A 25,638-nucleotide genomic window follows, 5' to 3' on the forward strand; every position below is an offset into this window, starting at 1 on the left:
TTATAAGTTGTTTATTACAATTGATGCATAATACATGGATCCAATATATCCAGTTCCAATAGCCGTGAAGTACTCATCGCCCATGATATTGGTTGCACCAACTTTAATTAATGATTTTAGTTTAGGAATCGTATAGCTTAATTGAGCATCCAATGTATGATAAGATGGAATATCGCCATCCGCAAATGTGGCTTGCCAGAAATAACTATCACTCCATCTCCATGCTACGTTAAAGCCAAAGTTTTTAAATACATCGGTATTACCAAAACTTACTTTTACTTTGTGTTCTGGGGTGTTAAAACTGGTCCTAAAGTCAGGGTCTGCCGCCTGGTCAAAATCTTGTTTGGCATAGGTATAGTTAGCACCGAGGTCAAAATCGCCAAATACTTTCGTGGTCAAACCAATAGAACCTCCATAAGAATTAACATCAGCATCAGAGTTAGTATAAGTTTGATACACAGCAACATCCCCATTTTGAAGTGCAGCTAGAGACAAGCCACCATCTCCAGCGGTACCATAAAGCGGAACGATTACACGTTCATTAGAAATAAAATCTTTATAAGAATTATAGTACACACTTGCATCAACAATCAGTCTATTAAATTTTCCGCGGTATCCAACCTCAAAGGAAGCCACCTGCTCTGGCTTAACAATATCTATATTTGAAACGACAGGCGCTCCATTTTCAACAGAACTAAAAGAATAAGTAGGACCATATGCTGCTGCTCCAGTTAGAGTAACTGAAGATGGCTGGCCTAACATTTGACCGCTGGCACTAACAGAGTACGTACGTACATCACGATCTAAATTAGCTTCAGCTGAACCAATTAACACATATGGACCGGCATTTAATCCAATAAATAAATCTTGCGTTGTTGGATTCCTAAAACCTGTTTGATAAGATGCTCTAATATTATGGTTTTCATTAACTGTAAAACCAGCCGATAATCTTGGCGAGAAGAACCCGTCAAATAATTCTGATTTATCATAACGAATAGAACCAGTTAGTTTTAAGTCTAAACTTTCAGATAATTCTAAATCTTTTTGAATTTGCGTGTAGATACCATATTCAGAATATTCAATTGATCCATTGGCATCTGTATAAATGGTTCCAGAAGAATTTAAGCTATATTGTCTGAAAGAACCACCAACTTGAATTTCAGCCCAATCAATTAAATGGCTAAAATTATAATTAGCATCTGAATGGTAATATTTAGAGGCATCTTGGAATTTTGAACCAGTAGCAATATCAGGATCATTTATACTTCTATTAAACGCAGCTTGAAACTGTGGTGTTCCAGGCAAATAACGTCCAGATTCAGCAGCAGCTCTTGCTAAAGCATGAGCTTGCTCCTCTGTTGCACCTCCAAGTGTCGCACCAGCATATGTGCCAATATAATCACCAAACCAATCCGCGTCACTTTTCCATGCTCTGTTAATTTGTATTCCAGTAACAGTCATATCATAAGAATCACCAGCCTTATCTGCCACAACGTAACCTCTTACAAAGAAGTTATCGTTTCGAACTTCAATTTTATGTTGTTGTTGAGTAAATCCGTCAATGTAATACCGGTTGGAGCCTTGATAAATGGTTGAGCCAGTACCTATTTTTCCAACATACTGTATTTCAAAATCGTTGGCCCAAGGTCTAAAATATAATCCCCAATCTGCTTTGATGCTCTCTGCATTATAATCAGTTAAGTCACTCTCATTGTATCCTGTTCTACTAACAACGACGTCAGGAATTATTCCTAATCCACCTGATAATCCTCTAATGTTAGCAGCAACTTCATCTCCGAAAACATTATAACCATCGTAATCCAAACTAGCACGAGTTGCACCAGTGCCAGGCTTACCAGCATAATTATTAGCAACCCAATCTGTGCCTCGTAGCCAACCAAAATTCACTTTTGCTGCAAAATGATCTGTAAACTTATGGGCCATTCTAATACCAACATCTGTGTAGCTATTATCACCACCTGCATCTTGTGAAGTGATACCTTGTTTTATTGATCCGCTGATGCCTTGAAAATCAAAAGGATTTTTGCTTCGCATGAACAAAATACCATTAAAGGCATTAGCGCCGTAAAGCGCTGAAGCCGCTCCAGGTAACAATTCCACACTCTGAACATCTGTTTCAACCATACCAACTAGATTTCCAATTGGAAAATTTAGTGCAGGCGTTGAGTTGTCCATTCCATCAACTAATTGCATAAAGCGGTTGTTAGCAAAGGTGGCAAAACCTCTCGTGTTAATAGACTTAAATGTTAAACTATTCGTATTGACATCAACACCTTTTAAGTTTTCAAGCCCATCATAGAAATCAGCAGAAGCTGTATTTTTAATTTCTTTGAGTCCGAAGCGTTCAACTGTAACAGGTGATTCAAAAATACGTTCAGGTGTTCTTGACGCTGAAATAACGACTTCGTCTAAAGCGGTGCCTTCAGTTAAAACTAGTTTTAAAGCTTCCGTAGTTGACGTAACCTCTAATGTTGCAGTTTCAAATCCGACACTACTAGCTTGAATACTAAAAGGGGGTGATAAATCTGTAGTAATTGTAAATCCACCGTCAAAGTCTGTAATGTTACCGGTTGACGTTTCAACAATGATGACATTAGCTCCGGGAACAGGTTGTTCATTATCATCCACAACTGTCCCTGAAATTGTTGTTTGTGCAAAAGAGATTGTGCCACAAAGCAACAATAAAATTGAAAGAATTGATCTCATTTTTTAGTTTTAGTTAATTATTATGATAGCAATATAGATAAAACTACGAAAACTGAATGAGATTTTCCTAAAAAATTATGCGCGCATAATATAAATTAACAAAATAACCTTGTCAAAAATGATAAATTTGTAATAGTCGAAATTATTCTACGGTTACAGATTTTGCCAAATTTCGAGGTTGATCAACATTTTTGCCAAGCATAACTGCAATATGATAAGAGAGTAATTGAAGCGGAATAGTTGTCAATAAAGGTGATAATGGTTCAAGAGTTTCAGGAACTTCAATAATGTGATCTGCTAGTTCTTTAACATGAATATCCCCTTCTGTAACAATTCCGATGATTTTTCCTTTTCGAGACTTTATTTCTTGAATATTACTAACAACTTTTTCATAATGACCTTTTTTGGTAGCAACGACTACTACGGGCATTTGTTCATCAATAAGTGCTATTGGACCATGCTTCATTTCAGCAGCAGGATAGCCTTCAGCATGAATGTAAGATATTTCTTTAAGTTTAAGCGCGCCTTCAAGAGCTACGGGGAAGTTATAGCCACGACCTAAATACAAACAGTTTCTGGCGTCTTTGTAGATATCTGCTACTTGTTTGATATGTTCATCTGACTTAAGAGCTTTTGCAACTTTTTCTGGAATTAACTCTAGTTCTTGTAAATGATAGCGATAATCGGAATTTGAGATGGATCCTTTAGCTTTCGCTAATTTAAGAGCAATAAGCGTCAAGACAGTAATTTGGGTCGTAAACGCTTTGGTTGATGCAACACCTATTTCGGGGCCAGCATGAGTATAAGCACCAGCATTGGTCTCTCTGGCAATGGACGAACCAACAACATTACAAACACCAAAAACAAATGCGCCATTTGCCTTTGCTAATTTTATAGCAGCTAAAGTATCTGCGGTTTCTCCAGATTGAGATATGGCAATAACAACATCATTGGAAGTGATTACTGGATTGCGGTATCTAAATTCAGAAGCATACTCGACTTCAACAGGAATTCTGGCTAAATCCTCAAAAATATATTCAGCAACTAGACCAGCATGCCAAGATGTTCCACAAGCAACTACTATAATACGATTGGCATTCAAAAATTTTTCGATGTTGTCATCGATACCAGCCATTCGGATGATACCTTCTTTAACTAAAAGACGACCTCTGTAAGTATCTTTGATGGCATTTGGTTGTTCATGGATCTCTTTTAACATGAAATGCTCGAACCCACCTTTCTCAATTTGTTCAAGATTCATTTGTAGTTCTTGAACATAAGGGTCAACCAAAGTATCATCTTTAATTTTTCTAATTTTAATCCCCTTATTGACCCTGATAATGGCCATTTCCTCATCTTCTAGATAGACTGCATTTTTAGTGTATTCTATGAATGGAGAAGCATCACTTGCAATAAAAAATTCATCATCACCAATACCAACAGCCAAGGGGCTTCCGAGCCTAGCAATAACTATTTCATCCGGTTTATTTTTGTCAAAAACAGCTATGGAGTAAGCGCCAACAACTTGGTTTAGAGCAATTTGAACAGCTTTTCCAAGCTTAACATTTTCTTTTAATTTAACATCTTCAATTAAGTTTATCAATACTTCCGTATCTGTGTCAGATTTGAAAGTATAACCTCTGGTAATTAATTCCTTTTTCAGGGAATCGTAATTCTCGATGATTCCATTGTGAATAATTACTAAATTTCCTGAATTTGAGTAGTGTGGATGAGCATTGATATCATTAGGCACACCATGTGTGGCCCAACGTGTATGGCCAATACCTAGATTGGCATTGGTTGAAATTTCTGAAGACACACGATTTTCTAAATCTAGGACCTTTCCTTTAGTTTTAGAAACCTTTAAGTCGGTACCATCAAATAATGCAATGCCCGCACTATCGTAGCCTCGGTACTCCAATCGCTTTAACCCTTCTATGATTATCGGATATGCTTCTCTATGTCCTATATAACCTACTATGCCACACATAAATTTTAATTGTTTGGTTCTGTAAAATAAATTTCAAATAGCACTTTTTTATCTGTTGGAACATTTGGATTGGTTCCATATAACGCAGTTCCTCTGGGAGATAATACGGCACCAGTCGGTACATATTCATTGTTAGAATTTAATACATCTGCCTTTTGAATATCATTAACATTTGTAGACACATATAAACCTAGGCTAACATTTGTTGAATCACGTATTAAAATGTTATTAAGATGTTCGGTTAACCGTAGTTTGTATTTAACCCCGCGATTATCATCATCTCTTTCTAGTATTCTAGAAAACAAGACTTTAGAATTTAACGGTGTGGTATTGTTTGTTGAAGTATCAAAGAAATAATCTACAATTGGGACATTGTTTGCCAAATCATATAAAATAACACGGTCAGGTTCTTGACCATTCAGTTCATTCTGATTTACATAAAAAGTGATATTAGCCTCATTTAATAGCCAACTTTCTTTTTTACTCTTAAAATAATCAAGTGAATTGACAGGGTTACCTTCTTCATCTAATGTTTCGCCACTAAATAAATTTATTACTGTCATTGAGCCCTCACCTCCTTTAAGGTATAACGTTTCATCACCGTCTACCATATTAGCATTAGCATCGGCATCTTGTATTATGGTATTAGAAGGATCGTTTTCTAGTACATTTAAAATATTACCACTAAAGTTCATTCTAAAAAACCTATCGTCCCGCACTTCAACATCTTCACCAGTTTCAGGATCGATTTCAATACTTAAAAGTGAGCTATAATACACAAGAATATAAGCTTGGGAAATGTTTAGCATGGACATAATACCATTATCAACCTCACCTTCTTCAGCCTTAAAGTAAATCCCTCTAAAGTAACTTTTGAAGTTATTTTGATTACTTAATTCTGGTTTTGATTCTGGGTCTGAATCTCCAAAGAAAAACAAAGCATCCCAGAAATTATTGGTGTTCAGTAATTCAACATGTAATCCAGGCGCAGCCGTTTGTTCATCTGTAATATTCAATTCATTACTGCTTGGCACAAAGTCTTCATTATAATATAGTAATTCACCTATATGGCTATCAAAATCTATAGTTTGGTTTGAGTTGCTGTAATATCTTTGCGATTGTTCTAAATTGGTTTCCGGGTCAAAATCCCTTAAAAAATAGGTGTTCTCATAAACAGATAATTTCATGTTACCATTTCCAAACACAGAATCCAATTTATACAAATTGTTCCCTTCTGCATCTGTTCCAACATTTTTTGAATAATAAGGAACAACCAATATAACTGAATCAATTTCAGGACTATCGCCAAAATTGAAATCAAAGGAAGTAGGAACTACTTGACTGACAACGCTTGCAGTTGTTTTCCCATAAATATCACTGTAAATTCCAAGCAGATTAGATGAAAGCCCATTAGTCTGAACAGGATTCAACTTTTTGTTGTAAGCTATAATTGGGAAAGATTTTGAATTGTTTTCAAAATTCTTAATACCTTCAATATCACTTTCTATGGAGGTGAAATCTCTATCACAAGCAGTAAATGCCAAACCAATTATTACCAAAAGCACAAAAGGCGAATATAGATTCAATAATTTTTTCATAATATTTTTTTGAGACACTGTTTTCTTAACCTAACACTTGCGTGTTGTAAAACTCGGTGTAGGCTTCACTAAAGTCATCTTTAGAGTGGAAATCTAAAACAGGTTTTTTTGAATTTTGTAAATAATTTGTTAATTCTTCTGGGAGCTCTTCAGATCCGATAATTAAAGCATCAGAGTGGTTAATGGCAACTTTCATTAAATTATTATAGGTAGGCTTGTCTAGCACAGATATAGCCTGGTCGTCAATATTATCGAATTTAATTTTGCTATGCATATCTGTATTTAACGTGCCATCAAAGCTTTGATTGTAAATGGATGTAACAATTTTGCTTTCATTGAATAAAGGCTCATCTTTATAATATTCTTTTAGATATAAAGGCAATAATGAAGCCAACCACCCATGGACATGAATGATATCTGGAGACCAATTCAATTTTTTAACGGTTTCAATTACACCTTTAGCAAAGAAAATAGCTCTTTCGTCGTTATCAGGAAACAAGTTGCCATCTTCATCAGTTAGAGTTGCTTTTCTTTTGAAGTACTCATCATTATCGATAAAATAAACTTGAATACGTTCTTTAGGAATTGAAGCAACTTTTATAATGAGAGGCATGTCAAGATCATTGATTACCAAATTAATACCGGAAAGCCGTATAACCTCATGCAGTTGGTGTCTTCTTTCATTGATATTGCCATATCTAGGCATAAAAATTCGAATTTGCCCACCAAGTTGGTTAACCATTCTAGGGGCTTCAAACGACATAGAAGAAATTTCGGTTTCAGGTAAATAAGGTACTACTTCAGATGATACATACAATATCCTCTTATCTTTCATATAACTTTGCTTTTGAAGATTCAAAATAAAAAACACGCAAAAGTACAAAAATTTATGCTAATTGCCCGTAAAATATTAAGTTTGCACGCGTTAATTTTTTATTAAGGTGATGGTTTTTACTAAAAAAGAAGAAATTCAAAAATATTTAACGAGACTAAAATCAAAAGGGCAATCAGTTGGTTTTGTGCCTACTATGGGTGCTTTACATCAAGGTCATGTTTCTTTGGTTCAAAAAGCACTTGAAGACAATGATATTGTGGTAGTTAGTATTTTTGTAAATCCTACCCAATTTGACAACCGAGAGGATCTTGATAAATATCCAAGAACGCTTGAGAGAGACACAAAACTTTTAAATAGTGTTTCAACTCATATTCTAGTTTATGCGCCAACAGTCAATGATATTTATGACAATCGAATAGAATCCGAAAAATTCTCATTTGGTGGTTTGGAATTTGAAATGGAAGGCAAATTTCGAGCTGGACATTTTGACGGAGTTGGAACTATTGTAAAACGCCTGTTTGAAATTGTCAAACCTCAAAACGCTTATTTTGGGGAGAAAGATTTTCAACAATTAGCCATTATCAAAGCAATGGTTAAAATTCATAGGCTTCCAGTTAGAATAATTGGTTGTCCCATTTTTAGAGAGTTAAATGGTTTAGCAATGAGTTCACGCAATGAGCGTCTAAAACCTGAATATAAAAAGGTAGCGCCATTTATCTACAAAACTTTAAAATCTGCCAAAAAACAGTTTGGCACAAAAAGTGCTAAACAAGTTACAGAATGGGTTGAAGAACAATTTGCTAAACATGAGCTATTGAAATTGGAATATTTTATAATTGCTGATGTGGAAACGCTAAAACCTGTAAAAAGAAAATCAAAAAACAAATTGTATAGAGCCTTTATAGCTGTCTATGCAGATGATATTAGACTTATAGATAATATCGCTTTAAATTAATTATCTTTGCCGCATGCAAATACAAGTAGTAAAATCAAAGATTCACAGAGTAAAATGCACAGGTGCAGACCTTAATTATATAGGGAGTATAACCATTGATGAAGATCTTATGGATGCAGCCAATATTATTCAAGGTGAAAAAGTTCAGATTGTCAACAATGATAATGGTGAACGATTGGAAACATACTGTATTCCAGGACCAAGAAATAGTGGCGAAATTACGCTCAATGGTGCTGCTGCTCGAAAAGTATCGGTAGGTGATACATTGATTTTAATTACTTATGCTTTTATGGATTTAGAAGAAGCTAAAGAATTCAAGCCATCATTGGTTTTTCCGGATGAAGCTACCAATAAGCTAATTTAAATTTGAACCCAAAAATAAAGAAGATATTAAAAATTGTACTCCCGATTCTATTGGGAGTTTTTTTAATATGGTATTCCTTGTCTAAAGTTTCCTTTTCAGAATTGTTGGTTTATTTTAAAAAGGCTGATTATTTCTGGATTGTCTTAGGAATGTTTTTTGGCCTGCTTAGTCATTTGTCGCGGGCATACCGATGGCGGTTTCAGTTAGAACCAATGGGTTATCATATTAAATTGCCAAACAGTATTATGGCGGTTTTTTCAGCATATCTCATAAATTACACGGTACCTCGTGCTGGAGAAGTAGCAAGAGCATCTATTTTAACAACTTATGAGGGTGTACCCTTTGAAAAAGGTTTTGGAACCATTGTCTCCGAACGTGTAGCTGATTTGATAGCGATGTCGGTAATCATTTTAGTAACACTTTTTCTGCAGTTTGACTTTATCAGTTCATTTTTAATTGAATCTTTCCATCCCAAAGTTATTTTCACAGGAGTTGCAGCATTAGTGTTATTATTTTTGTTTTTTCTATTCTATGTTAAAAAAAGCACATCTAAAATAGCAGTTAAGATAAAGACCTTCTTTTTGGGCTTAACCGAAGGCGTTTTGAGTGTCTTCAATATGAATAAGAAATGGCCTTTTGTTTTCCATACACTATTTATATGGGCCATGTATGTGCTGATGTTTTATGTAACTACTTTTTCAGTATCAGAACTTGACGGTATTCCTTTTGGAGCAGTTTTGATTGGATTCATTTCAGCCAGCTTTAGTATAGCTGCCACTAATGGCGGTATTGGATCTTATCCAATAGCAGTTTATGCAGCGTTTACCATTTTTAATATTCCAGAAGACCCTAGTATTGCTTTCGGTTGGATAGTATGGACTTCACAAACACTGCTATTGATGATGCTGGGAGGAATATCTTTATTGTTTTTGCCAGTTTACAATAATAAAGATCAATAAATTATACTGAAAAGCTCCATTATTTTTCTTTTAGACTTTAGTGTTTATTTCATAACTTGCCGTAAATATTTATTTTTTTCCAAATGAAAAAACTTATCTTTTTTTTGACCTTTTTTTGCTTGCTGCAAACCATAAATTCTCAAGTCATTTATGAGCCATTTCAATCTTCTAAATTAGGTGAAACAAGAGATTTGAAAATACTGTTACCAAGAGGCTATAGCCCAGATGATAAGACAGAATACCCATTAGTAATTGTTTTGGATGGTGATTACCTTTTTGAACCTGTTATTGGTAACATAGATTATCAATCCTATTGGGATGATATGCCAGAATGTGTGGTAGTTGGAGTCAAACAATCAGACACTAGAGAACTGGATTTTTCCTACAGCGATGAAACATTTTTTCCTTCTCATGAAGGTGCTAGTTTTTTTGAATTCATTGGTATGGAGCTCATACCTTATATTGAAGACACATACAATGTCTCAAAATTTAGAGTGGTAGTTGGCCATGATTTGAGTGCCAATTTCTTGAATTATTATCTGTTTAAAGAGTATCCTGTTTTTAGAGCCTATATTTCTTTAAGTCCCGATTTGGCGCCACAAATGGACACGCGATTACAGGAAAAGTTACCACTTCTACAAGAAGACACATTTTATTATTTAGCAACTGCGGATGATGATGTTCAAGCCCTTCATTCAAAAATTGTTGCTGCAAACAATCTTTTAAAAGACATAGATAATCCAAAACTTCATTACCGATTTGATAATTTCGCAGATGCCAATCATTATTCATTGGTTGGATTGGGTATTCCTAAAGCAATTAATGAAATCTTTACACTTTATAAACCAATAAATAGATTGGAATACAAAGAAAAGGTATTGACCTATGAAGAAGGACCTTATGCCTATTTAGAAAAAAAATATGAGGATATTAAGTCGTTTTACGGATTTGAGAAAAAGCCAATAGAAAACGATTTTAGGGCAGTAGCCGCAGCAGCAAAAAAACTTAATGATATGGAATCATTGGAAAGTCTCTCAAAATTGGCGCGTAAAGAATATCCTGAATCCATGATAAGCGCTTATTACACAGGTATGTATTTTGAAGAAAAAGGCAATATCAAAAAAGCATTGCAATATTATAATAGTGGACTTTTGTTAACGCCTTCCGAATTCATAGATAAAGATATGCTACTAGATAAAACCTATGAACTACAAGAATAAATAAGAAAAAGCCTACAAATAAATACGCTTTATCGAATAAATTTGCGTTTTAAGGATTAATTAGTACTTTTATAGCCCAAATCTTAACCTACTAATTATGAAAAGAGCAGTACTTATCACGCTGTTTTTAACTTTTAGCGTCTCTTTGTTTACACAAACGACTATTAAGGATTTTAAATCAAGAAAGTTAAATTCCACACGACAATTAAAAATCAAACTTCCAAAAGATTATGATGCATCTTCAATGGTCAAGTATCCGTTGATTATTGTTTTCGATGGCGATTATCTATTTGGTCCAGTAGTTGGGCAAACCCAATTCCAAACATATTTTGATGAAATGCCTGGCTGTATTGTCGTGGGTATTTCTCAAGGTAGAGATAGAACTTATGATAGTTTAACCGATGAGGTTACTGGATTGCCGTTTGAGTCTGGAGCTCGATTTTTTGAATTTGTGGGACAGGAGCTTATTCCATATTTAGACGAAAAATATAATACAAGTAAATTTCGCGTGGCAGTTGGTCATAATATTATGGGAAATTTCATCAACTCGTTTATGATGAAAGATTTGCCTTTGTTTCATGCTTATGTTAACTTAAGTCCCGATTTAGTGGGTTCTATGGGAGACAACATTGCCAATCGATTAGAGTGGGTTAAAGATGACGTATTTTATTATATGGTTACCAGCTCCGATGATAAAAGACAACTTCGAGAAGAAATTTTAAAAACTCATGAAAAAATCAAAGCCATCAATAATTCTAATCTAACCTACTATTTCGATGACTTTGAAGGGGAATCACATTATACTTTAGTTACTGGAGCTGTTTCAAAAGCATTTGATAAGATCTTTGAAATGTATAAGCCACTTCATGAAAAGGAATTGAAGGAAAAAGTATTGCCTTATGAAGGGACATTGGATGATTATTTAGTTTCACGATATGATCGTATTGAAGAACTTTTTGGAATTGTGAAGCCTATTTCGGAAGAAGAATTTCAAAAGGTCGTGGCAGTTGCCGATGAACGTGAGGATATCGAATCCCTTGAAAAATTAGGTAAATTGGCTAACAAAGAACTTCCAAAATCACTTTTAGGGAATTATTATTTGGCTATTCATGCTGAAAAAATTGGTAAGCCTAAAAAAGCAGTTAAGTTTTATGAAGATGCTCTGTTGTTAGACGATGCTCAAACCATCAATAAGGAGCTGATACAAACAAATATGGATACCCTAATGGCTGAACTGACCAAAGATGATAAAAAAGAAGAGAAATTAGAGGGTGAGGTTTTAGCGGAATCAGATTAATAAATCTATTTATTAACGACTTGTTTTTATCATAGAATTATAAGTATTTTAGCCTAAATTTTTATCCATTGGCTAAAGTAAAAACCACCTTTTATTGTCAAAATTGCGGCACCCAATATGCCAAATGGCAAGGGCAGTGCAATGCCTGTAAAGAATGGAATACTATAGCCGAAGAAATTCTTCAAAAGCCTGAAAAAAGTGATTGGAAACCTTCGGCTTCTTCTACAAAAAGAGCTTCAAAGCCTTTATTGATTAATGAAATTGACGCCTCGCAAGATGCCAGAATGCAAACTGATGATGGTGAATTTAATCGAGTTTTAGGCGGCGGCATTGTTCCAGGTTCATTAACATTATTAGGCGGTGAACCAGGTATTGGTAAAAGTACTTTGCTATTGCAAATTGCCTTAAAATTACCATATAAAACACTTTACGTTTCAGGAGAAGAAAGCCAGAAACAAATTAAAATGCGCGCTGAACGCATTAACCCAAACAACAATAACTGTTACATTCTTACTGAAACCAAAACTCAAAATATTTTCAAACAAATTGAGGATTTGGAACCAGATATTGTGGTGATTGATTCCATTCAAACACTACATAGTGATTACATAGAATCATCTTCAGGAAGTATTTCTCAGATAAAAGAGTGTACAACAGAATTTATCAAGTTTGCCAAAGAAACGGCAACACCTGTTGTGTTAATTGGCCACATCACTAAAGATGGTAATATCGCAGGGCCTAAGATTTTGGAACACATGGTCGATACGGTTTTACAATTTGAAGGAGACCGCAATCATGTGTTTAGAATTTTACGCGCCAATAAAAATCGCTTTGGTTCCACCAACGAATTGGGTATTTACGAGATGCAAGGTTCTGGTTTACGCGAAGTCTCCAATCCGAGTGAGATTTTAATCTCAAAAAAAGATGAGGAATTATCCGGTAATGCCATTGCGGCAACTTTAGAAGGTATGCGGCCCTTAATGATTGAGGTTCAGGCTTTGGTCAGTACAGCCGTATATGGAACACCACAACGGAGTGCTACGGGGTTTAATGCCAAACGATTAAATATGTTACTGGCAGTATTAGAGAAACGAGCAGGATTTCGTCTGGGTGCTAAAGATGTCTTTCTGAATATCACTGGAGGCATCACGGTTGATGATCCAGCAATAGATTTAGCCGTAGTAGCAGCAATTTTATCGTCTAATGAAGATGAAGCTTTACAGCGCGATTACTGCTTTGCAGCAGAGGTAGGTCTTTCTGGGGAGATTCGTCCCGTGCAACGTGTGGAACAACGTATTCTTGAGGCTGAAAAACTTGGCTTTTCTATCATTTTTGTGTCTAAATACAACAAGATTTCACTAAAAAATACTGCTATTAAAATTCAATTGGTTTCCAAGATTGAAGATTTAGTAGGGTTTATTGTTTAAAAACCTAGAAACCAATGTCTATTTTCTCAAAAATCATTAATTTCGCACCTCGAAACGAATTAATGGTATAATGAGTAAGAAATTCCCTGAATATAAAGGTCTTGACTTACCAAAAGTTGCTCAAGAAATCAGCAATTATTGGCAAGAAAATAGCATATTTGAGAAAAGTGTAACCACTCGAGAGGATGCCAAGCCTTTTGTATTTTTTGAAGGCCCACCTTCTGCAAATGGTTTACCTGGCGTACACCACGTTTTAGCACGTGCTATCAAAGATATTTTTCCACGTTACAAAACCATGAAAGGTTACCAAGTAAAGCGTAAAGCTGGTTGGGATACTCACGGATTACCTATTGAATTAGGTGTGGAAAAAGAATTGGGAATTACAAAAGAAGATATTGGTAAAACCATTTCGGTTGAAGATTACAACGCCGCATGCCGTAAAGCGGTTATGCGTTATACCGATGTTTGGAATGACCTGACACAAAAAATGGGCTATTGGGTTGATATGGATGATCCATATATAACCTACGAACCGAAATACATGGAATCGGTTTGGTGGTTACTAAAACAGATATACAATAAAAGTTTGTTGTATAAAGGTTATACCATTCAACCATACTCTCCAAAAGCAGGTACTGGATTAAGTTCGCATGAGTTGAACCAACCAGGTACCTATCAAGATGTAACAGATACTACGGTTGTTGCCCAGTTTAAAGCCAATGAAGCATCGCTTCCAGACTTTTTACAAAACGAAGGTACTATCTATTTCCTGGCTTGGACAACCACGCCATGGACGCTTCCAAGTAATACAGCCTTAACGGTTGGTCCAAAAATTGACTACGTTTTAGTTGAAACCTATAACCAATATACGTTTGAACCAATCAATGTGGTGTTGGCTAAACCTTTGGTAAATAATCAATTTGATGGCAAATTTAAACATGTAGAATCAAAACCTGAATTATTAGAGTATAAATCTGGAGATAAAAAGATACCATACTACGTTGTAAAAGAATTTAAAGGGAAAGATTTAGTTGGTATTACGTATGAGCAATTATTGCCTTACGCATTGCCAAATGACAATCCTGAAAACGCGTTTAGAGTCATCGCTGGAGATTTCGTGACCACTGAAGACGGAACAGGAATTGTTCACACAGCGCCAACCTTTGGTGCCGATGATGCTTTGGTAGCTAAACAAGCCAATCCAGAAGTACCACCAATGTTGGTAAAAGATGAAAATGGAAACTTGGTGCCTTTAGTAGATTTACAAGGTAAATTTCGTCCAGAAATGGGTGAGTTTGCAGGTAAATATGTAAAAAACGAATATTACAATGATGGCGAAGCACCTGAAAAATCGGTTGATGTTGAAATTGCCATCAAGTTAAAGGAAGAAAACAAAGCCTTCAAGGTTGAAAAGTATAAACACAGCTACCCTAACTGTTGGAGAACTGATAAACCTATTCTTTACTATCCGTTAGATTCTTGGTTTATTAAAGTAACCGATGTTAAGGACAGAATGTTTGAATTGAATGAGACCATAAACTGGAAACCAAAAGCAACTGGAACTGGTCGTTTTGGAAACTGGCTTGCCAATGCTAATGATTGGAACTTATCACGCTCGCGTTATTGGGGAATTCCGTTACCAATTTGGAGAACCGAAGATGGTAAAGAAGAAATCTGTATTGGTTCGGTTGCCGAATTAAAAACTGAAATGGCAAAAGCGGTTTCAGCAGGCGTTCTTGAAAAAGATATTTTTGCAGATTTCGAATTAGGTAATAATTCCGAAGAAAACTATTCCAAGTTAGATTTACATAAAAACATTGTTGATGAAATTGTACTAGTGTCACCATCAGGACAACCAATGAAGCGTGAAAGCGACTTAATTGATGTTTGGTTTGATTCAGGCTCTATGCCTTATGCACAATGGCATTATCCGTTTGAAAATAAAGAAAAGATAGATAAGCACGAATCATTTCCAGCCGATTTTATCGCAGAAGGTGTTGATCAAACGCGTGGTTGGTTCTACACACTTCACGCAATCGGAACAATGGTGTTTGATTCTGTGGCTTACAAAAATGTGGTTTCTAACGGACTTGTTTTGGACAAAAACGGACAAAAAATGTCTAAACGTTTAGGTAATGCTACAGATCCTTTTGAAACCTTATCAACTTATGGTGCAGATGCCACACGTTGGTACATGATTTCTAACGCAAACCCTTGGGATAACCTAAAATTTGATGTAGATGGCATTGAGGAAGTAAAACGTAAATTCTTCGGAACACTTTACAATACCTATTCATTCTTTAGTTTATATACCAATTTAGATACATTCAATTATAGTGAAGCAGATATTCCATTAGAAGAACGCCCAGAGTTAGATCGTTGGATTCTATCTGAATTGCACACCCTTATCAAGAAGGTAGACGAATTTTATGCCGAATACGAACCCACAAAAGCAGCAAGAGCTATATCAGACTTTACCCAAGAATATTTAAGTAACTGGTATGTGCGTTTAAGTAGAAGACGTTTCTGGAAAGGCGATTATCAAACCGATAAAATTTCGGCCTATCAAACGCTTTATACCTGTATGGTAACCATAGCAAAATTAGGCGCACCTATAGCACCATTTTACATGGATAAGCTTTACCAAGACTTAACACAAGTAACACAAAAAGAAAACTTTGAAAGTGTACATTTGGCAGAGTTTCCAAAATATGACGAAAGCTTTATAGACAAGAGTTTGGAGCGTAAAATGGAGAATGCCCAAACAATATCATCGCTAGTATTGTCGTTAAGAGCCAAGGAGAAAATTAAAGTGCGCCAACCACTACAAAAAATTATGATTCCAATTGACAGTGAACAACAAAAGGAAGAAATTTTAGCGGTTGCTAATTTAATTAAGCACGAGGTTAATGTCAAGGAAATTGAGCTTTTGGAAGACGCGTCGGATATTTTAGTCAAGCAAATTAAGCCTAACTTTAAAACGCTAGGACCACGATTTGGTAAGGATATGAAGCTGATAGCGGCTCAAGTCAATAGCTTTACAGCCGATGACATTAAAAAAATCGAGCAAAAAGGAGTTTTAGACGTTGAAATTAATGGAAAAAGTATTACTTTAGAACTTGAAGATGTAGAGATTTCATCTCAAGACATTGAGGGTTGGTTAGTTGCTAACGAAGGCGCATTAACCGTTGCTCTCGATGTTACTATCTCCGATGATTTACGAAAGGAAGGGATTGCACGTGAGCTTGTAAACCGTATTCAAAATTTGCGTAAAGATTCAGGATTTGAAGTCACAGATAGAATTGATGTTCAACTTCAAAAGGAGGATAGTATTGTTAAAGCTGTAAACTCTAATATGGATTATATTAAAGCAGAAACTTTAACTGAGGAACTAGAAATTATGGACCAAATAAATAATGGTATTGAAATTGCCTTTGACGATATAAATACCAAATTATTTATTCAAAAACATTAAGATTATGGCAGTAGATGCAAACGTAAGATATTCAGATAAGGATTTAGCTGAATTCAAAGCCTTAATTCAAGAGAAAATTGAAAAGGCAAAACATGATTTAGAGCTTATAAAAAGTGCTTATATGAATGACCTGAATAATGGAACTGATGATACATCACCAACGTTCAAGGCTTTTGAAGAAGGCAGTGAAACCATGAGTAAGGAAGCAAATTCACAATTAGCTATTAGACAAGAGAAGTTTATTCGTGATTTGAAAAATGCTTTAATACGTATTGAAAATAAAACCTATGGTGTTTGCCGAGTTACAGGAAAACTTATAAACAAAGAGCGATTAAAGCTGGTGCCTCATGCAACCTTAAGTATTGAAGCTAAGAATATGCAATAATCTGTCATTATTAATTAAGAATAATCAAACGCTTCAATATATTATTGAAGCGTTTTTAATTTATGAAATCAACAATCTTAGTAGCGCTTTTTTTGATATTTGGCTGTCAATTGTTAGCGCAAAAAACAATTGAACGAGAATTTCAAGCAAATAACATTGAAGCAATTAATTTAGACGGTACAGGCAGTTTTAAGATTTATGTTGAGTCTACTGAAGTAAATACTATTGATGTAACCGTTGAGGTTGAAGGCGAGTATAGTGAGCAAATGATATTGCTAACCGAAATCAAAAATAATGAATTGAAAATAGCAACAGAATATCAGCCATTATTTACAGTTCCAGACAATAAATTAAGTGCTCATAAAGTAATGTCCATAGTTTTATATTTAAAGTTACCTAAAGGGTTGAATGTTGTTATTTCAAGTGATATTGGTTCGGTGTTTGTCAATGGGCATTTTGGCCAACTCACTACGGAATTGAATCGAGGTCATTTTGTGGCTGAAAATTTTTCAGGTTCGGCTCTAATTAATACTATTGATGGAAATATCGCTATTGAATCAAATTATGCAAAAGTGAATTTAGATACCAAAAACGGTCAAGTTTCTCAAGAAAAACTCGTGCTGGGAACTAATAATCTATCACTTCACTCCATTAACGGAAACATTAGCATAACTAAAACAAAATAATAGTCCTATTTTTGCCCGAAATAAATTGGAGCATGTCCCTAAAGAAATCCATACTTTTTATATTCATTGTTTTATTAATTGATCAATTGAGTAAAATTTACATCAAGACACACTTTGTGCTTAATGAAGATTTTGAAGTGTTCTCGTGGTTCAAAATTTATTTTATTGAGAATGACGGCATGGCTTGGGGTACAAAAATCAGTGATTTTGCCTCATTTATAAACGATAGAACAGCCAAAGTCTGTTTAACTGTTTTTAGGATTATTGCCATTTGTGGTATTGGTTATTGGTTGTATGATGCTACAAAAAAACAAAGTTCTCGCATACTTATTTTTGCTGTGGCCTTGATCTTTGCTGGGGCACTTGGTAATATTATCGATTCTGTTTTTTACGGGGTCTTGTTCGGAGATAGTTATGGTCAAGTAGCTTCTTTCTTGCCCAAAGAAGGAGGATACGATGGTTTTCTTCATGGTAAGGTAGTTGACATGCTATATTTTCCACTTTGGAAAGGTTATTTACCTGAATGGGTTCCATTTTATGGAGGACAATATTTTACGTTTTTTGACCCTGTTTTTAATATTGCAGATGTTGCCATAAGCACAGGTTTTGGATTGCTTATTGTTTTTAACAAAAGGGCATTTAAGAAATAATTTAGAAAGAATAAATTTTTTCTGGCGTCACACAGAAATCCAAAGCCATATCATTTTCAAAAACATCCTTAATGGTTGTTTCCGCTTCAAAGAATGACAAGCCTATTTTAATGATTTCTGGGTTGCATTCTGATAGAAATTTATCATAAAATCCTTTACCATAACCAACTCTATGACCTTTTTTGTCAAAAGCTAAAAGCGGTACAAAAACAACTTCTATTTGGTTATTTGGGATTTGAATACCGTCAACAGGTTCTGGAATATTCAGCGTGTTCTTTTTAATAATGGTAGCATCGGTCAATAAAAAATGGGTCATGTTACCAGAACCGAAATCACTTTTAGAAACAATAATATTCTTATCCTTTCCTGAAAGGATATTCAAGATAAAATCAGTGTTCACCTCTTGCTGTTCCTCTATGGTCAAAAAAATATGATAAAATGATTTATCCCAAATGTCCAATTCCAAAAGTCTATTTGCTATTTGTAGGCTTAAATTGTCAATAGTTTCTGAACTTAAAGCCTGTCGCTTTGATTTGTAGATTTTTCGAAGTTCAGATTTGGTCATTTTAATTTCGTGGTAATGTGGAATAAGGCATCTCCCTGATAGACAATGGGCGATTCGTTAACATTGATAATATAACCTGAATTAGTAGCCTTAACGAAATGATTGAATTTGCCATAAGGATCTGTAATATTTCCAATGACATCCCCTTTGGTTACTTTGGAATTTATGGTGATGGAAGCTTTAAACATACCAGAAAAATTAGCACGTTGCCAGCGACTATCTAAAATATAAACCGGTGGTTTTTTGGGTTTTGAAGCCTTGAATTTTGATGAAAGCATGCCCAAATGATTCAATACACGTTTGGCACCGTTTACACCCGTATTGGTAACTTTTTCATCTATATGAAAGGATTTGCCTCCTTCAAATAACAAAATGGGTTTTCCCAATTTATAACATGTATTTCTGAAAGACTTTTTGATATTTTTTGAATACAAAACAAATGGCGCGCCAAATGTTTCGGCAATGGCATCAAGTGTTAAACTATTTTTGACGATTCTTATTTGAGGGGCATTGAAACGACCAGAACCTCCCGTATGGAAATCCATAATAAAATCGACATCTGGAATGACTTCATTAACTAGTTTATAGGCAACCCGACTTGCCAAAGAACCTCTTTTAATACCCGGAAATACGCGATTTAAATCGCGGCCATCAGGAAACTCACGATTTAAATTAATAAATCCAAATACGTTAATGATTGGAATACAGATTATGGTTCCTGTTTTGGGTTTGTTGATACCCTTGGCAATAATTTGCCTTACAATTTCAACACCGTTTACTTCATCTCCATGAATTCCAGCAGTAAACAACACAACAGGGCCTGGTTTTTTAGACCGTTCAATAATAACGGGTACATCCACACTGGAAGAGGTGTGTAAATTGGCAACACCAAAAGTTAACTCCCGGCTTTCACCAGCTTTAATTTCCTTGCCAAGAATCGTTATTATTTTTTTTTGTTTAAAAGTCATTATTTATTTCGTTCAATAAATGTGATTATAGCTTTGGCAATATTTTTACCGGTAGCACCTTCTATGCCTTCCAAACCAGGTGTCGAGTTCACTTCTAAAAGTAATGGCCCTCTTGCGGACTGTAGCATGTCAACACCACACACAGGTAATTTAAGAGCTCTCGAAGCTTTCATAGCTAGTTTTAATTCAGCATCGTTTAATTTTATAATTTCTGCTTTACCTCCGCGATGTAAATTAGATCTAAATTCACCTTCTTTTCCTTGTCGTTTCATGGCGCCCACAACATGTCCGTCTACCACCAAAGCCCTGATATCAGCGCCTTTGGCTTCTTTAATAAATTCTTGCACAATGACTCGAGCCTGAAGTCCGTTAAATGCTTCGAGTACGGATTCAGCAGCATTTTTTGTTTCAGCTAAAACGACTCCCAATCCTTGCGTACCTTCAAGTAATTTTATAATTACTGGTGTACCTCCAACATGTTCGATAACTTCTTCAACATCACGAGAATAATTTGTAAAAACCGTCTTGGGCATTCCAATCCCAGCTTTACTCAATCGTTGTAAACTACGCAGTTTATCACGAGAACGCTGAATGGCATCTGATGTGACGATAGTGAATACATTCATCATTTCGAACTGTCTGACAACAGCACAACCATAGAAGGTTACTGATGCGCCTATGCGAGGGATAATGGCATCCACATAGTCCAAATAACGGTCTTTATAGTAAATAGTTGGTTTTTCTTTTTCAATGATAATATCACACTTCAAAGGATCAATGACTTCAACTTTATGGCCTCTGTTTACACCTTCCTCTATAAGTCTCTGAGTGGAATATAAATGGGAGTTTCTAGAAAGAATAACTATGTTCATGCTTAATTGAGTTAAATGATACGTCGTGCTTATCGACATCAACTAAAAACTTTTTACTTAAAAATTGTCTGCCAATAAGAACAGGAAACTTCATATCATCTCTAGTGCTTAAAGTTAAGTTAATCTTGTACGTTTTACCAAAAAATACGACTTCAGATTTTATTTTAAATCTATTTTCTTTATAACCATTACTACTTTTCACATCTGTTTTTGAATAGGTGTCAAAAATAATTTCAATACTATTAAAGTTTGAGTGGCCTTCACTGTGAAAGGTACAAAACAACATATTGTCTTTCTCAACAATATGGGAACAGTGGATTGCTGACGTATAAGCACCAGTGTCAATCTTGACATCTATACCAAATAAATCCAATTTTGGGAAGTCTACTTTATCAGTTCTTCCAAGGGTTTGCTTTTGCATTTTATGTTTTAAAAAAAGTGGCGCAAGGTAGTAAAATAGTCGTTTCAAAATTTACTTTTTATAATAATTTTTGGACTTAATTAGTCAGCTTATTTTGAGGCACGAACATTAAAAATAATTACCTTTGAGGGAATGAGCCACACAGCTTTAGAAATCCAACTAAAAACCTTGCCTAATCTACCAGGTGTATACCAATATTTTGATGTTAACGGGAAGATTCTTTATGTTGGAAAAGCCAAGAATTTAAAAAAACGGGTCACTTCATATTTCACAAAAAATCACGATTACGGGAAAACCAAAGTTCTTGTCAAAAAAATAGCTGATATTAAACATATTGTTGTTGAGACTGAAACGGATGCGCTTTTGCTTGAAAATAACTTAATTAAAAAGCATCAACCACGGTATAATGTCATGCTTAAAGATGACAAGTCCTACCCTTGGATCTGTATAAAAAAGGAGCGATTCCCTCGAGTATTTTCAACAAGAAGAGTTATAAAGGATGGTTCGGAATATTTTGGGCCTTACACGAGCATGAAAACAGTATCAACGCTACTCGATTTGATTAGAGGTCTGTTTATGCTTCGAACCTGTAATTACGATTTGTCTCAAGATAAAATTGAAGCAGGAAAATATAAGGTGTGCTTGGAATATCATTTAGGGAACTGTAAAGGACCCTGCGAAGGCTATGAAACGGAAGAAAGTTATCATGGTAACATTGAATCTATTAGAGAGATATTAAAAGGAAATTTCAAATCATCGCTTTCACATTTTAAAACCCAAATGAAGACACTCGCCGAAGACATGCAATTTGAGGAAGCACAAAAAATAAAGGAAAAAATAGACGTTCTGGAAAACTATCAGGCCAAATCGACAGTCGTGAACCCTAAAATAAGCAATGTTGATGTTTTTACAATTGTAAGTGATGAAAGTTATGGGTATGTAAATTTTTTACAGTTATCATACGGTTCAATTATTCGATCACATACTCTAGAGATTAAGAAAAAACTCCAGGAATCTGATAAAGAGTTATTGGAATTGGCCATTACAGAAATAAGACAACGATTTCATTCTAAATCCAAAGAAATTTACGTACCATTTAAAGTTGAATTGGGTGAAAATATCAAAGTTACTATTCCAAAGCTAGGTGATAAAAAACATATTCTGGAATTGTCTTTACGTAATGCCAAATACTTTAGGCTGGAACAATTGAAACAAGTTAAAATTGTTGATCCAGACCGTCATACAAATAGAATAATGGCTCAAATGAAAGCCGACTTACGATTAACTGAAGAGCCACGTCACATTGAATGTTTTGATAACTCCAATATCCAAGGGACCAATCCTGTTGCGGCGTGTGTTGTTTTTAAAAACGGGAAACCGAGTAAAAAGGATTATAGGCATTTTAATATAAAAACTGTTGAAGGTCCGGATGATTTTGCATCAATGGAAGAAGTTGTTTTTAGGCGTTACAAACGTATGTTGGGTGAAAAACAATCTTTGCCGCAACTAATTATTATTGATGGCGGTAAAGGACAATTGTCTTCAGCTTTAAAGAGTTTGGAGGCATTGGATTTAAGAGGGAAAATTGCCATCATCGGAATTGCCAAGCGTTTGGAAGAATTATTTTATCCAGATGACCCAATTCCATTATATTTAGATAAGAAAAGTGAAACACTTAAAATTATTCAGCAATTACGTAATGAAGCTCATCGTTTTGGGATCGAGCATCACCGAAACCGACGAAGCAAAAGTGCTTTAAACACAGAATTGGAAACGATTCCAGGAATTGGCGAGAAAACAATTGTTGAATTGTTAAAGGTTTTCAAATCTGCCAAACGCATTGCCAACCTAAAACTAGATGAACTAGAAGATGTTGTTGGCAAGTCAAGAGCAGAAAAAATTTATAAGTACTATCATAACCAATGAAATATTTTCTAATAACCATATTGTTATTATTAAGCTGGAACGTTAAGTCACAAGACACAATCCAATCAGATAACCAAAAAGATTTGAAAATTGGTTTGGTTTTAAGTGGTGGAGGCGCTAAAGGGCTTGCGCATATTGGTGTATTAAAGGTAATTGATAGCCTGGGAATCCAAATAGATTATATTGCAGGAACTAGTATGGGAGCTATTGTAGGATCGCTTTACGCTTCTGGTTATTCAGGTAAAGACATAGACTCCATTTTTGAAGATGTTGATTTTGATAAAATCATCAATGATAATTTGCCTCGAGCAGCAAAAACATTTTATGAACGTGATAATTCAGAAAAATACGCCGTAACCCTTCCTTTTGATAAGTTTAAGTTAAAACTACCTTCTGCTTTATCAAGAGGGCAAAATACGTTGAGCTTACTTTCTAAATTAACCCTTCATGTTTGTGATATAAATGATTTTAGCAAATTACCCATTCCATTTTTTTGCATTGCAACCAATGTGGAAACTGGAAAGGCAGTCATATTGGACAAAGGAAGCTTATCACAGGCAATTACGGCTAGTGGTGCTTTCCCTTCCCTGTTTCAGCCTGTGATTATTGACGATCAAATTCTTATAGATGGTGGTGTTGTCAACAACTATCCAATAGACGAATTAAAAGCGAAAGGTATGGATGTTATTATTGGAGTTGACGTCCAGGACGATTTGGCCACAAGGGAAGAATTGAAATCAGCTCCTAATATCTTACTGCAAATCAATAATTATAGAACCATTAATGATATGAAGGAAAAGTCTAAAAAGACAGATGTTTATATCAAACCCGATATAACAGATTATACGGTAATTTCCTTTAGTGATGGTGAGAAAATAATTGAAAACGGGACTTTGGCAGCCATTAAGAAACGAGATGCTTTAGAAAAAATAGCATCAATGCAAACACAAAAGAAGAAAACATTTGAGCCTATAAAACCCATTGACAGTGTTCAAATAAATGCAATTGTAATTAATGGAAACGATAAGTACACGCGAGCTTATGTACTGGGTAAATTAAAATTTAAACAGGATGAAAAAATAAAGTATTCTAGTCTTGTTGAAGGTGTTAACAATCTAGCAGCAACCAATAATTTTGAAAGTGTTGTGCATCAATTAAGATCTTCTCAAAATAAAAACGGATATGATTTATTTTTTGATTTGAAGGAAAGCCCTAAACGGACCTTTTTAAAATTCGGTATCCATTATGATGACTTATATAAAAGTGCTGCACTGATCAATATTACAAGAAAACGCCTCTTATTTAATAACGATGTAGCCTCACTCGATTTTGTTTTGGGCGATAACATTCGATATAATTTTGAGTATTACATTGACAAAGGATTTTATTGGAGTATTGGTTTAGTGTCTAGATTTAATCAATTTCAAAAAAACATTCCTGCTTCCGCGCTCTTATCAGAAGAGGATTTAATAAATATAAATGTCAATAAGCTAGATGTTGAGCTTAATGATTTGACCAATCAATTTTACCTTCAGACTTTATTCAGAAAAGATTTTGCCCTTACTCTTGGAGCGGAACATAAACGCCTTAAAATTTTATCGGAAACCATTATAACCCAAAATAACAATGATGAAACCATTTTTGAGAATAGTGATTATTTGAGCTTGTTTGGAAAATTAAAATTCGATACTTACGACAATAAATATTTTCCCAACGAAGGAATATTTTTTGATGGTGATTTTCACCTATATCTCTATTCATCAGACTTTAATAATAACTTCTCGGAATATTCTATTGCCAAGGCAACAATTGGTTACTCAAAAAGTTTCGGGAATTTTTCTGCAAATTTAACTACGCAAGGCGGATTTACTATTGGAGAGGATACATCGCCATATTTAAATTTTGTTTTAGGAGGCTATGGACAGAACTTAATAAATAATTTTACGTCATTTTACGGATATGACTATTTGTCCATTCCAGGGGATAGTTTTGTGAAAGGGGTTATCACATTTGATTATGAATTATTCAAAAAGCATCACGTTAACTTTGCAGCTAATTATGCGAATGTTGCTGATAACATTTTTGATTCTGGCGAGTGGATAACCACTCCAGATTTTTCTGGGTATGCATTAGGATATTCCTTTGAAACATTTTTAGGCCCAATAGAAGCAAAATATACTTGGTCTCCTGAGGTAAAAACTGGGATATGGTTTTTTAATTTAGGGTTTTGGTTTTAAATAATTTCGGCAATTTTTACGATATTTGTTAACCATGAAACATTTTTGGATAGGCTTACTAGAATATCTACATTTTCTAAT

At 34.9% G+C, this 25,638-nt stretch carries 20 protein-coding genes; 12 read left to right on the forward strand and 8 right to left on the reverse strand.

Annotated features, from left to right (window positions below; all coding sequences use genetic code 11):
* The 4 genes from C1T31_RS02100 to C1T31_RS02115 form a co-directional block, all read right to left on the reverse strand.
* Window positions 1-2,727, reverse strand: a complete 2,727-nt coding sequence (locus tag C1T31_RS02100) for a TonB-dependent receptor (RefSeq protein WP_103050799.1) — start codon at window positions 2,725-2,727, stop codon at window positions 1-3.
* Window positions 2,728-2,869: 142 nt separating this feature from the next.
* On the reverse strand, window positions 2,870-4,717 hold the full coding sequence (glmS, locus tag C1T31_RS02105; protein ID WP_103050800.1) for a glutamine--fructose-6-phosphate transaminase (isomerizing): 1,848 nt from the start codon (window positions 4,715-4,717) through the stop codon (window positions 2,870-2,872).
* Between the two features lie 5 nt (window positions 4,718-4,722).
* Window positions 4,723-6,315 carry a DUF4270 domain-containing protein gene (locus tag C1T31_RS02110; RefSeq protein WP_123912615.1) on the reverse strand — a complete coding sequence of 531 codons (1,593 nt, stop codon included), beginning with the start codon at window positions 6,313-6,315 and terminating at the stop codon, window positions 4,723-4,725.
* A gap of 25 nt (window positions 6,316-6,340) precedes the next feature.
* Window positions 6,341-7,150: a glycogen/starch synthase gene (locus C1T31_RS02115; RefSeq protein WP_103050802.1), complete on the reverse strand. Its 810-nt coding sequence runs from the start codon at window positions 7,148-7,150 to the stop codon at window positions 6,341-6,343.
* Window positions 7,151-7,256: 106 nt separating this feature from the next.
* On the opposite strand from C1T31_RS02115, the gene panC reads away from it, so the two are divergent.
* The 10 genes from panC (at window position 7,257) to C1T31_RS02165 (ending at window position 18,568) form a co-directional block, all read left to right on the forward strand.
* Complete coding sequence (gene panC / locus C1T31_RS02120) at window positions 7,257-8,105, forward strand: pantoate--beta-alanine ligase (RefSeq protein WP_103050803.1); 849 nt, start codon at window positions 7,257-7,259, stop codon at window positions 8,103-8,105.
* 13 nt (window positions 8,106-8,118) lie between these two features.
* Window positions 8,119-8,469 carry an aspartate 1-decarboxylase gene (panD, locus tag C1T31_RS02125; RefSeq protein WP_103050804.1) on the forward strand — a complete coding sequence of 117 codons (351 nt, stop codon included), beginning with the start codon at window positions 8,119-8,121 and terminating at the stop codon, window positions 8,467-8,469.
* A 2-nt stretch (window positions 8,470-8,471) separates the two neighbouring features.
* Window positions 8,472-9,428, forward strand: coding sequence for a lysylphosphatidylglycerol synthase transmembrane domain-containing protein (locus C1T31_RS02130; RefSeq protein WP_103050805.1), 957 nt, complete (start codon window positions 8,472-8,474; stop codon window positions 9,426-9,428).
* A gap of 119 nt (window positions 9,429-9,547) precedes the next feature.
* On the forward strand, window positions 9,548-10,648 hold the full coding sequence (locus C1T31_RS02135; protein ID WP_243398877.1) for an alpha/beta hydrolase: 1,101 nt from the start codon (window positions 9,548-9,550) through the stop codon (window positions 10,646-10,648).
* A gap of 97 nt (window positions 10,649-10,745) precedes the next feature.
* Window positions 10,746-11,945, forward strand: coding sequence for an alpha/beta hydrolase (locus C1T31_RS02140; RefSeq protein ID WP_103050807.1), 1,200 nt, complete (start codon window positions 10,746-10,748; stop codon window positions 11,943-11,945).
* Between the two features lie 68 nt (window positions 11,946-12,013).
* Window positions 12,014-13,372: a DNA repair protein RadA gene (radA, locus tag C1T31_RS02145; RefSeq protein ID WP_103050808.1), complete on the forward strand. Its 1,359-nt coding sequence runs from the start codon at window positions 12,014-12,016 to the stop codon at window positions 13,370-13,372.
* A gap of 70 nt (window positions 13,373-13,442) precedes the next feature.
* Entirely contained in the window at window positions 13,443-16,847 is a 3,405-nt protein-coding gene (gene ileS / locus C1T31_RS02150; RefSeq protein WP_103050809.1) for an isoleucine--tRNA ligase, read from the forward strand.
* 4 nt (window positions 16,848-16,851) lie between these two features.
* A complete protein-coding gene (locus C1T31_RS02155) occupies window positions 16,852-17,232 on the forward strand; it encodes a TraR/DksA family transcriptional regulator (RefSeq protein ID WP_103050810.1) in 381 nt (126 codons plus the stop codon).
* A gap of 62 nt (window positions 17,233-17,294) precedes the next feature.
* Window positions 17,295-17,918 carry a DUF4097 family beta strand repeat-containing protein gene (locus tag C1T31_RS02160; protein ID WP_103050811.1) on the forward strand — a complete coding sequence of 208 codons (624 nt, stop codon included), beginning with the start codon at window positions 17,295-17,297 and terminating at the stop codon, window positions 17,916-17,918.
* Between the two features lie 32 nt (window positions 17,919-17,950).
* Complete coding sequence (locus C1T31_RS02165; protein WP_103050812.1) at window positions 17,951-18,568, forward strand: lipoprotein signal peptidase; 618 nt, start codon at window positions 17,951-17,953, stop codon at window positions 18,566-18,568.
* Between the two features lies 1 nt (window position 18,569).
* On the opposite strand, the gene C1T31_RS02170 is transcribed toward C1T31_RS02165, so the two are convergent.
* Genes C1T31_RS02170 through C1T31_RS02185 form a run of 4 tightly spaced genes read right to left on the reverse strand, consistent with a single transcriptional unit; the run spans window position 18,570 to window position 21,394 of the window.
* A complete protein-coding gene (locus C1T31_RS02170) occupies window positions 18,570-19,133 on the reverse strand; it encodes a 5-formyltetrahydrofolate cyclo-ligase (RefSeq protein WP_103050813.1) in 564 nt (187 codons plus the stop codon).
* Entirely contained in the window at window positions 19,130-20,101 is a 972-nt protein-coding gene (locus C1T31_RS02175) for a succinylglutamate desuccinylase/aspartoacylase family protein (protein WP_103050814.1), read from the reverse strand. The genes C1T31_RS02170 and C1T31_RS02175 overlap by 4 nt, the downstream gene beginning before the upstream one ends.
* Complete coding sequence (gene rimK, locus C1T31_RS02180; protein WP_103050815.1) at window positions 20,101-20,973, reverse strand: 30S ribosomal protein S6--L-glutamate ligase; 873 nt, start codon at window positions 20,971-20,973, stop codon at window positions 20,101-20,103. Before rimK ends, C1T31_RS02175 begins: the two co-directional genes overlap by 1 nt.
* Window positions 20,951-21,394: an ATP-dependent zinc protease family protein gene (locus C1T31_RS02185; RefSeq protein ID WP_103050816.1), complete on the reverse strand. Its 444-nt coding sequence runs from the start codon at window positions 21,392-21,394 to the stop codon at window positions 20,951-20,953. The genes rimK and C1T31_RS02185 overlap by 23 nt, the downstream gene beginning before the upstream one ends.
* 132 nt (window positions 21,395-21,526) lie before the next feature.
* Here C1T31_RS02185 and uvrC point away from each other — a divergent pair, with 132 nt between their 5' ends.
* Together uvrC and C1T31_RS02195 are read left to right on the forward strand one after the other, a co-directional pair.
* A complete protein-coding gene (uvrC, locus tag C1T31_RS02190; protein WP_103050817.1) occupies window positions 21,527-23,320 on the forward strand; it encodes an excinuclease ABC subunit UvrC in 1,794 nt (597 codons plus the stop codon).
* Window positions 23,317-25,557: a patatin-like phospholipase family protein gene (locus C1T31_RS02195; RefSeq protein WP_103050818.1), complete on the forward strand. Its 2,241-nt coding sequence runs from the start codon at window positions 23,317-23,319 to the stop codon at window positions 25,555-25,557. Before uvrC ends, C1T31_RS02195 begins: the two co-directional genes overlap by 4 nt.
* Window positions 25,558-25,638: the final 81 nt, after the last annotated feature.

The organism is Hanstruepera neustonica (assembly GCF_002895005.1).
GTDB lineage: Bacteria > Bacteroidota > Bacteroidia > Flavobacteriales > Flavobacteriaceae > Hanstruepera > Hanstruepera neustonica.

Bases quoted from the DNA above. Each gene is read 5' to 3' on its own strand.
- ileS (WP_103050809.1), top strand. From the start codon at position 13,443: ATGAGTAAGAAATTCCCTGAATATAAAGGTCTTGACTTACCAAAAGTT.
- C1T31_RS02140 (WP_103050807.1), top strand. From the start codon at position 10,746: ATGAAAAGAGCAGTACTTATCACGCTGTTTTTAACTTTTAGCGTCTCT.
- C1T31_RS02175 (WP_103050814.1), bottom strand. From the start codon at position 20,101: ATGACTTTTAAACAAAAAAAAATAATAACGATTCTTGGCAAGGAAATT.
- C1T31_RS02110 (WP_123912615.1), bottom strand. From the start codon at position 6,315: ATGAAAAAATTATTGAATCTATATTCGCCTTTTGTGCTTTTGGTAATA.
- C1T31_RS02195 (WP_103050818.1), top strand. From the start codon at position 23,317: ATGAAATATTTTCTAATAACCATATTGTTATTATTAAGCTGGAACGTT.
- C1T31_RS02100 (WP_103050799.1), bottom strand. From the start codon at position 2,727: ATGAGATCAATTCTTTCAATTTTATTGTTGCTTTGTGGCACAATCTCT.
- C1T31_RS02155 (WP_103050810.1), top strand. From the start codon at position 16,852: ATGGCAGTAGATGCAAACGTAAGATATTCAGATAAGGATTTAGCTGAA.
- glmS (WP_103050800.1), bottom strand. From the start codon at position 4,717: ATGTGTGGCATAGTAGGTTATATAGGACATAGAGAAGCATATCCGATA.
- panD (WP_103050804.1), top strand. From the start codon at position 8,119: ATGCAAATACAAGTAGTAAAATCAAAGATTCACAGAGTAAAATGCACA.
- C1T31_RS02170 (WP_103050813.1), bottom strand. From the start codon at position 19,133: ATGACCAAATCTGAACTTCGAAAAATCTACAAATCAAAGCGACAGGCT.
- C1T31_RS02185 (WP_103050816.1), bottom strand. From the start codon at position 21,394: ATGCAAAAGCAAACCCTTGGAAGAACTGATAAAGTAGACTTCCCAAAA.
- uvrC (WP_103050817.1), top strand. From the start codon at position 21,527: ATGAGCCACACAGCTTTAGAAATCCAACTAAAAACCTTGCCTAATCTA.
- rimK (WP_103050815.1), bottom strand. From the start codon at position 20,973: ATGAACATAGTTATTCTTTCTAGAAACTCCCATTTATATTCCACTCAG.
- C1T31_RS02160 (WP_103050811.1), top strand. From the start codon at position 17,295: ATGAAATCAACAATCTTAGTAGCGCTTTTTTTGATATTTGGCTGTCAA.
- C1T31_RS02115 (WP_103050802.1), bottom strand. From the start codon at position 7,150: ATGAAAGATAAGAGGATATTGTATGTATCATCTGAAGTAGTACCTTAT.
- C1T31_RS02165 (WP_103050812.1), top strand. From the start codon at position 17,951: ATGTCCCTAAAGAAATCCATACTTTTTATATTCATTGTTTTATTAATT.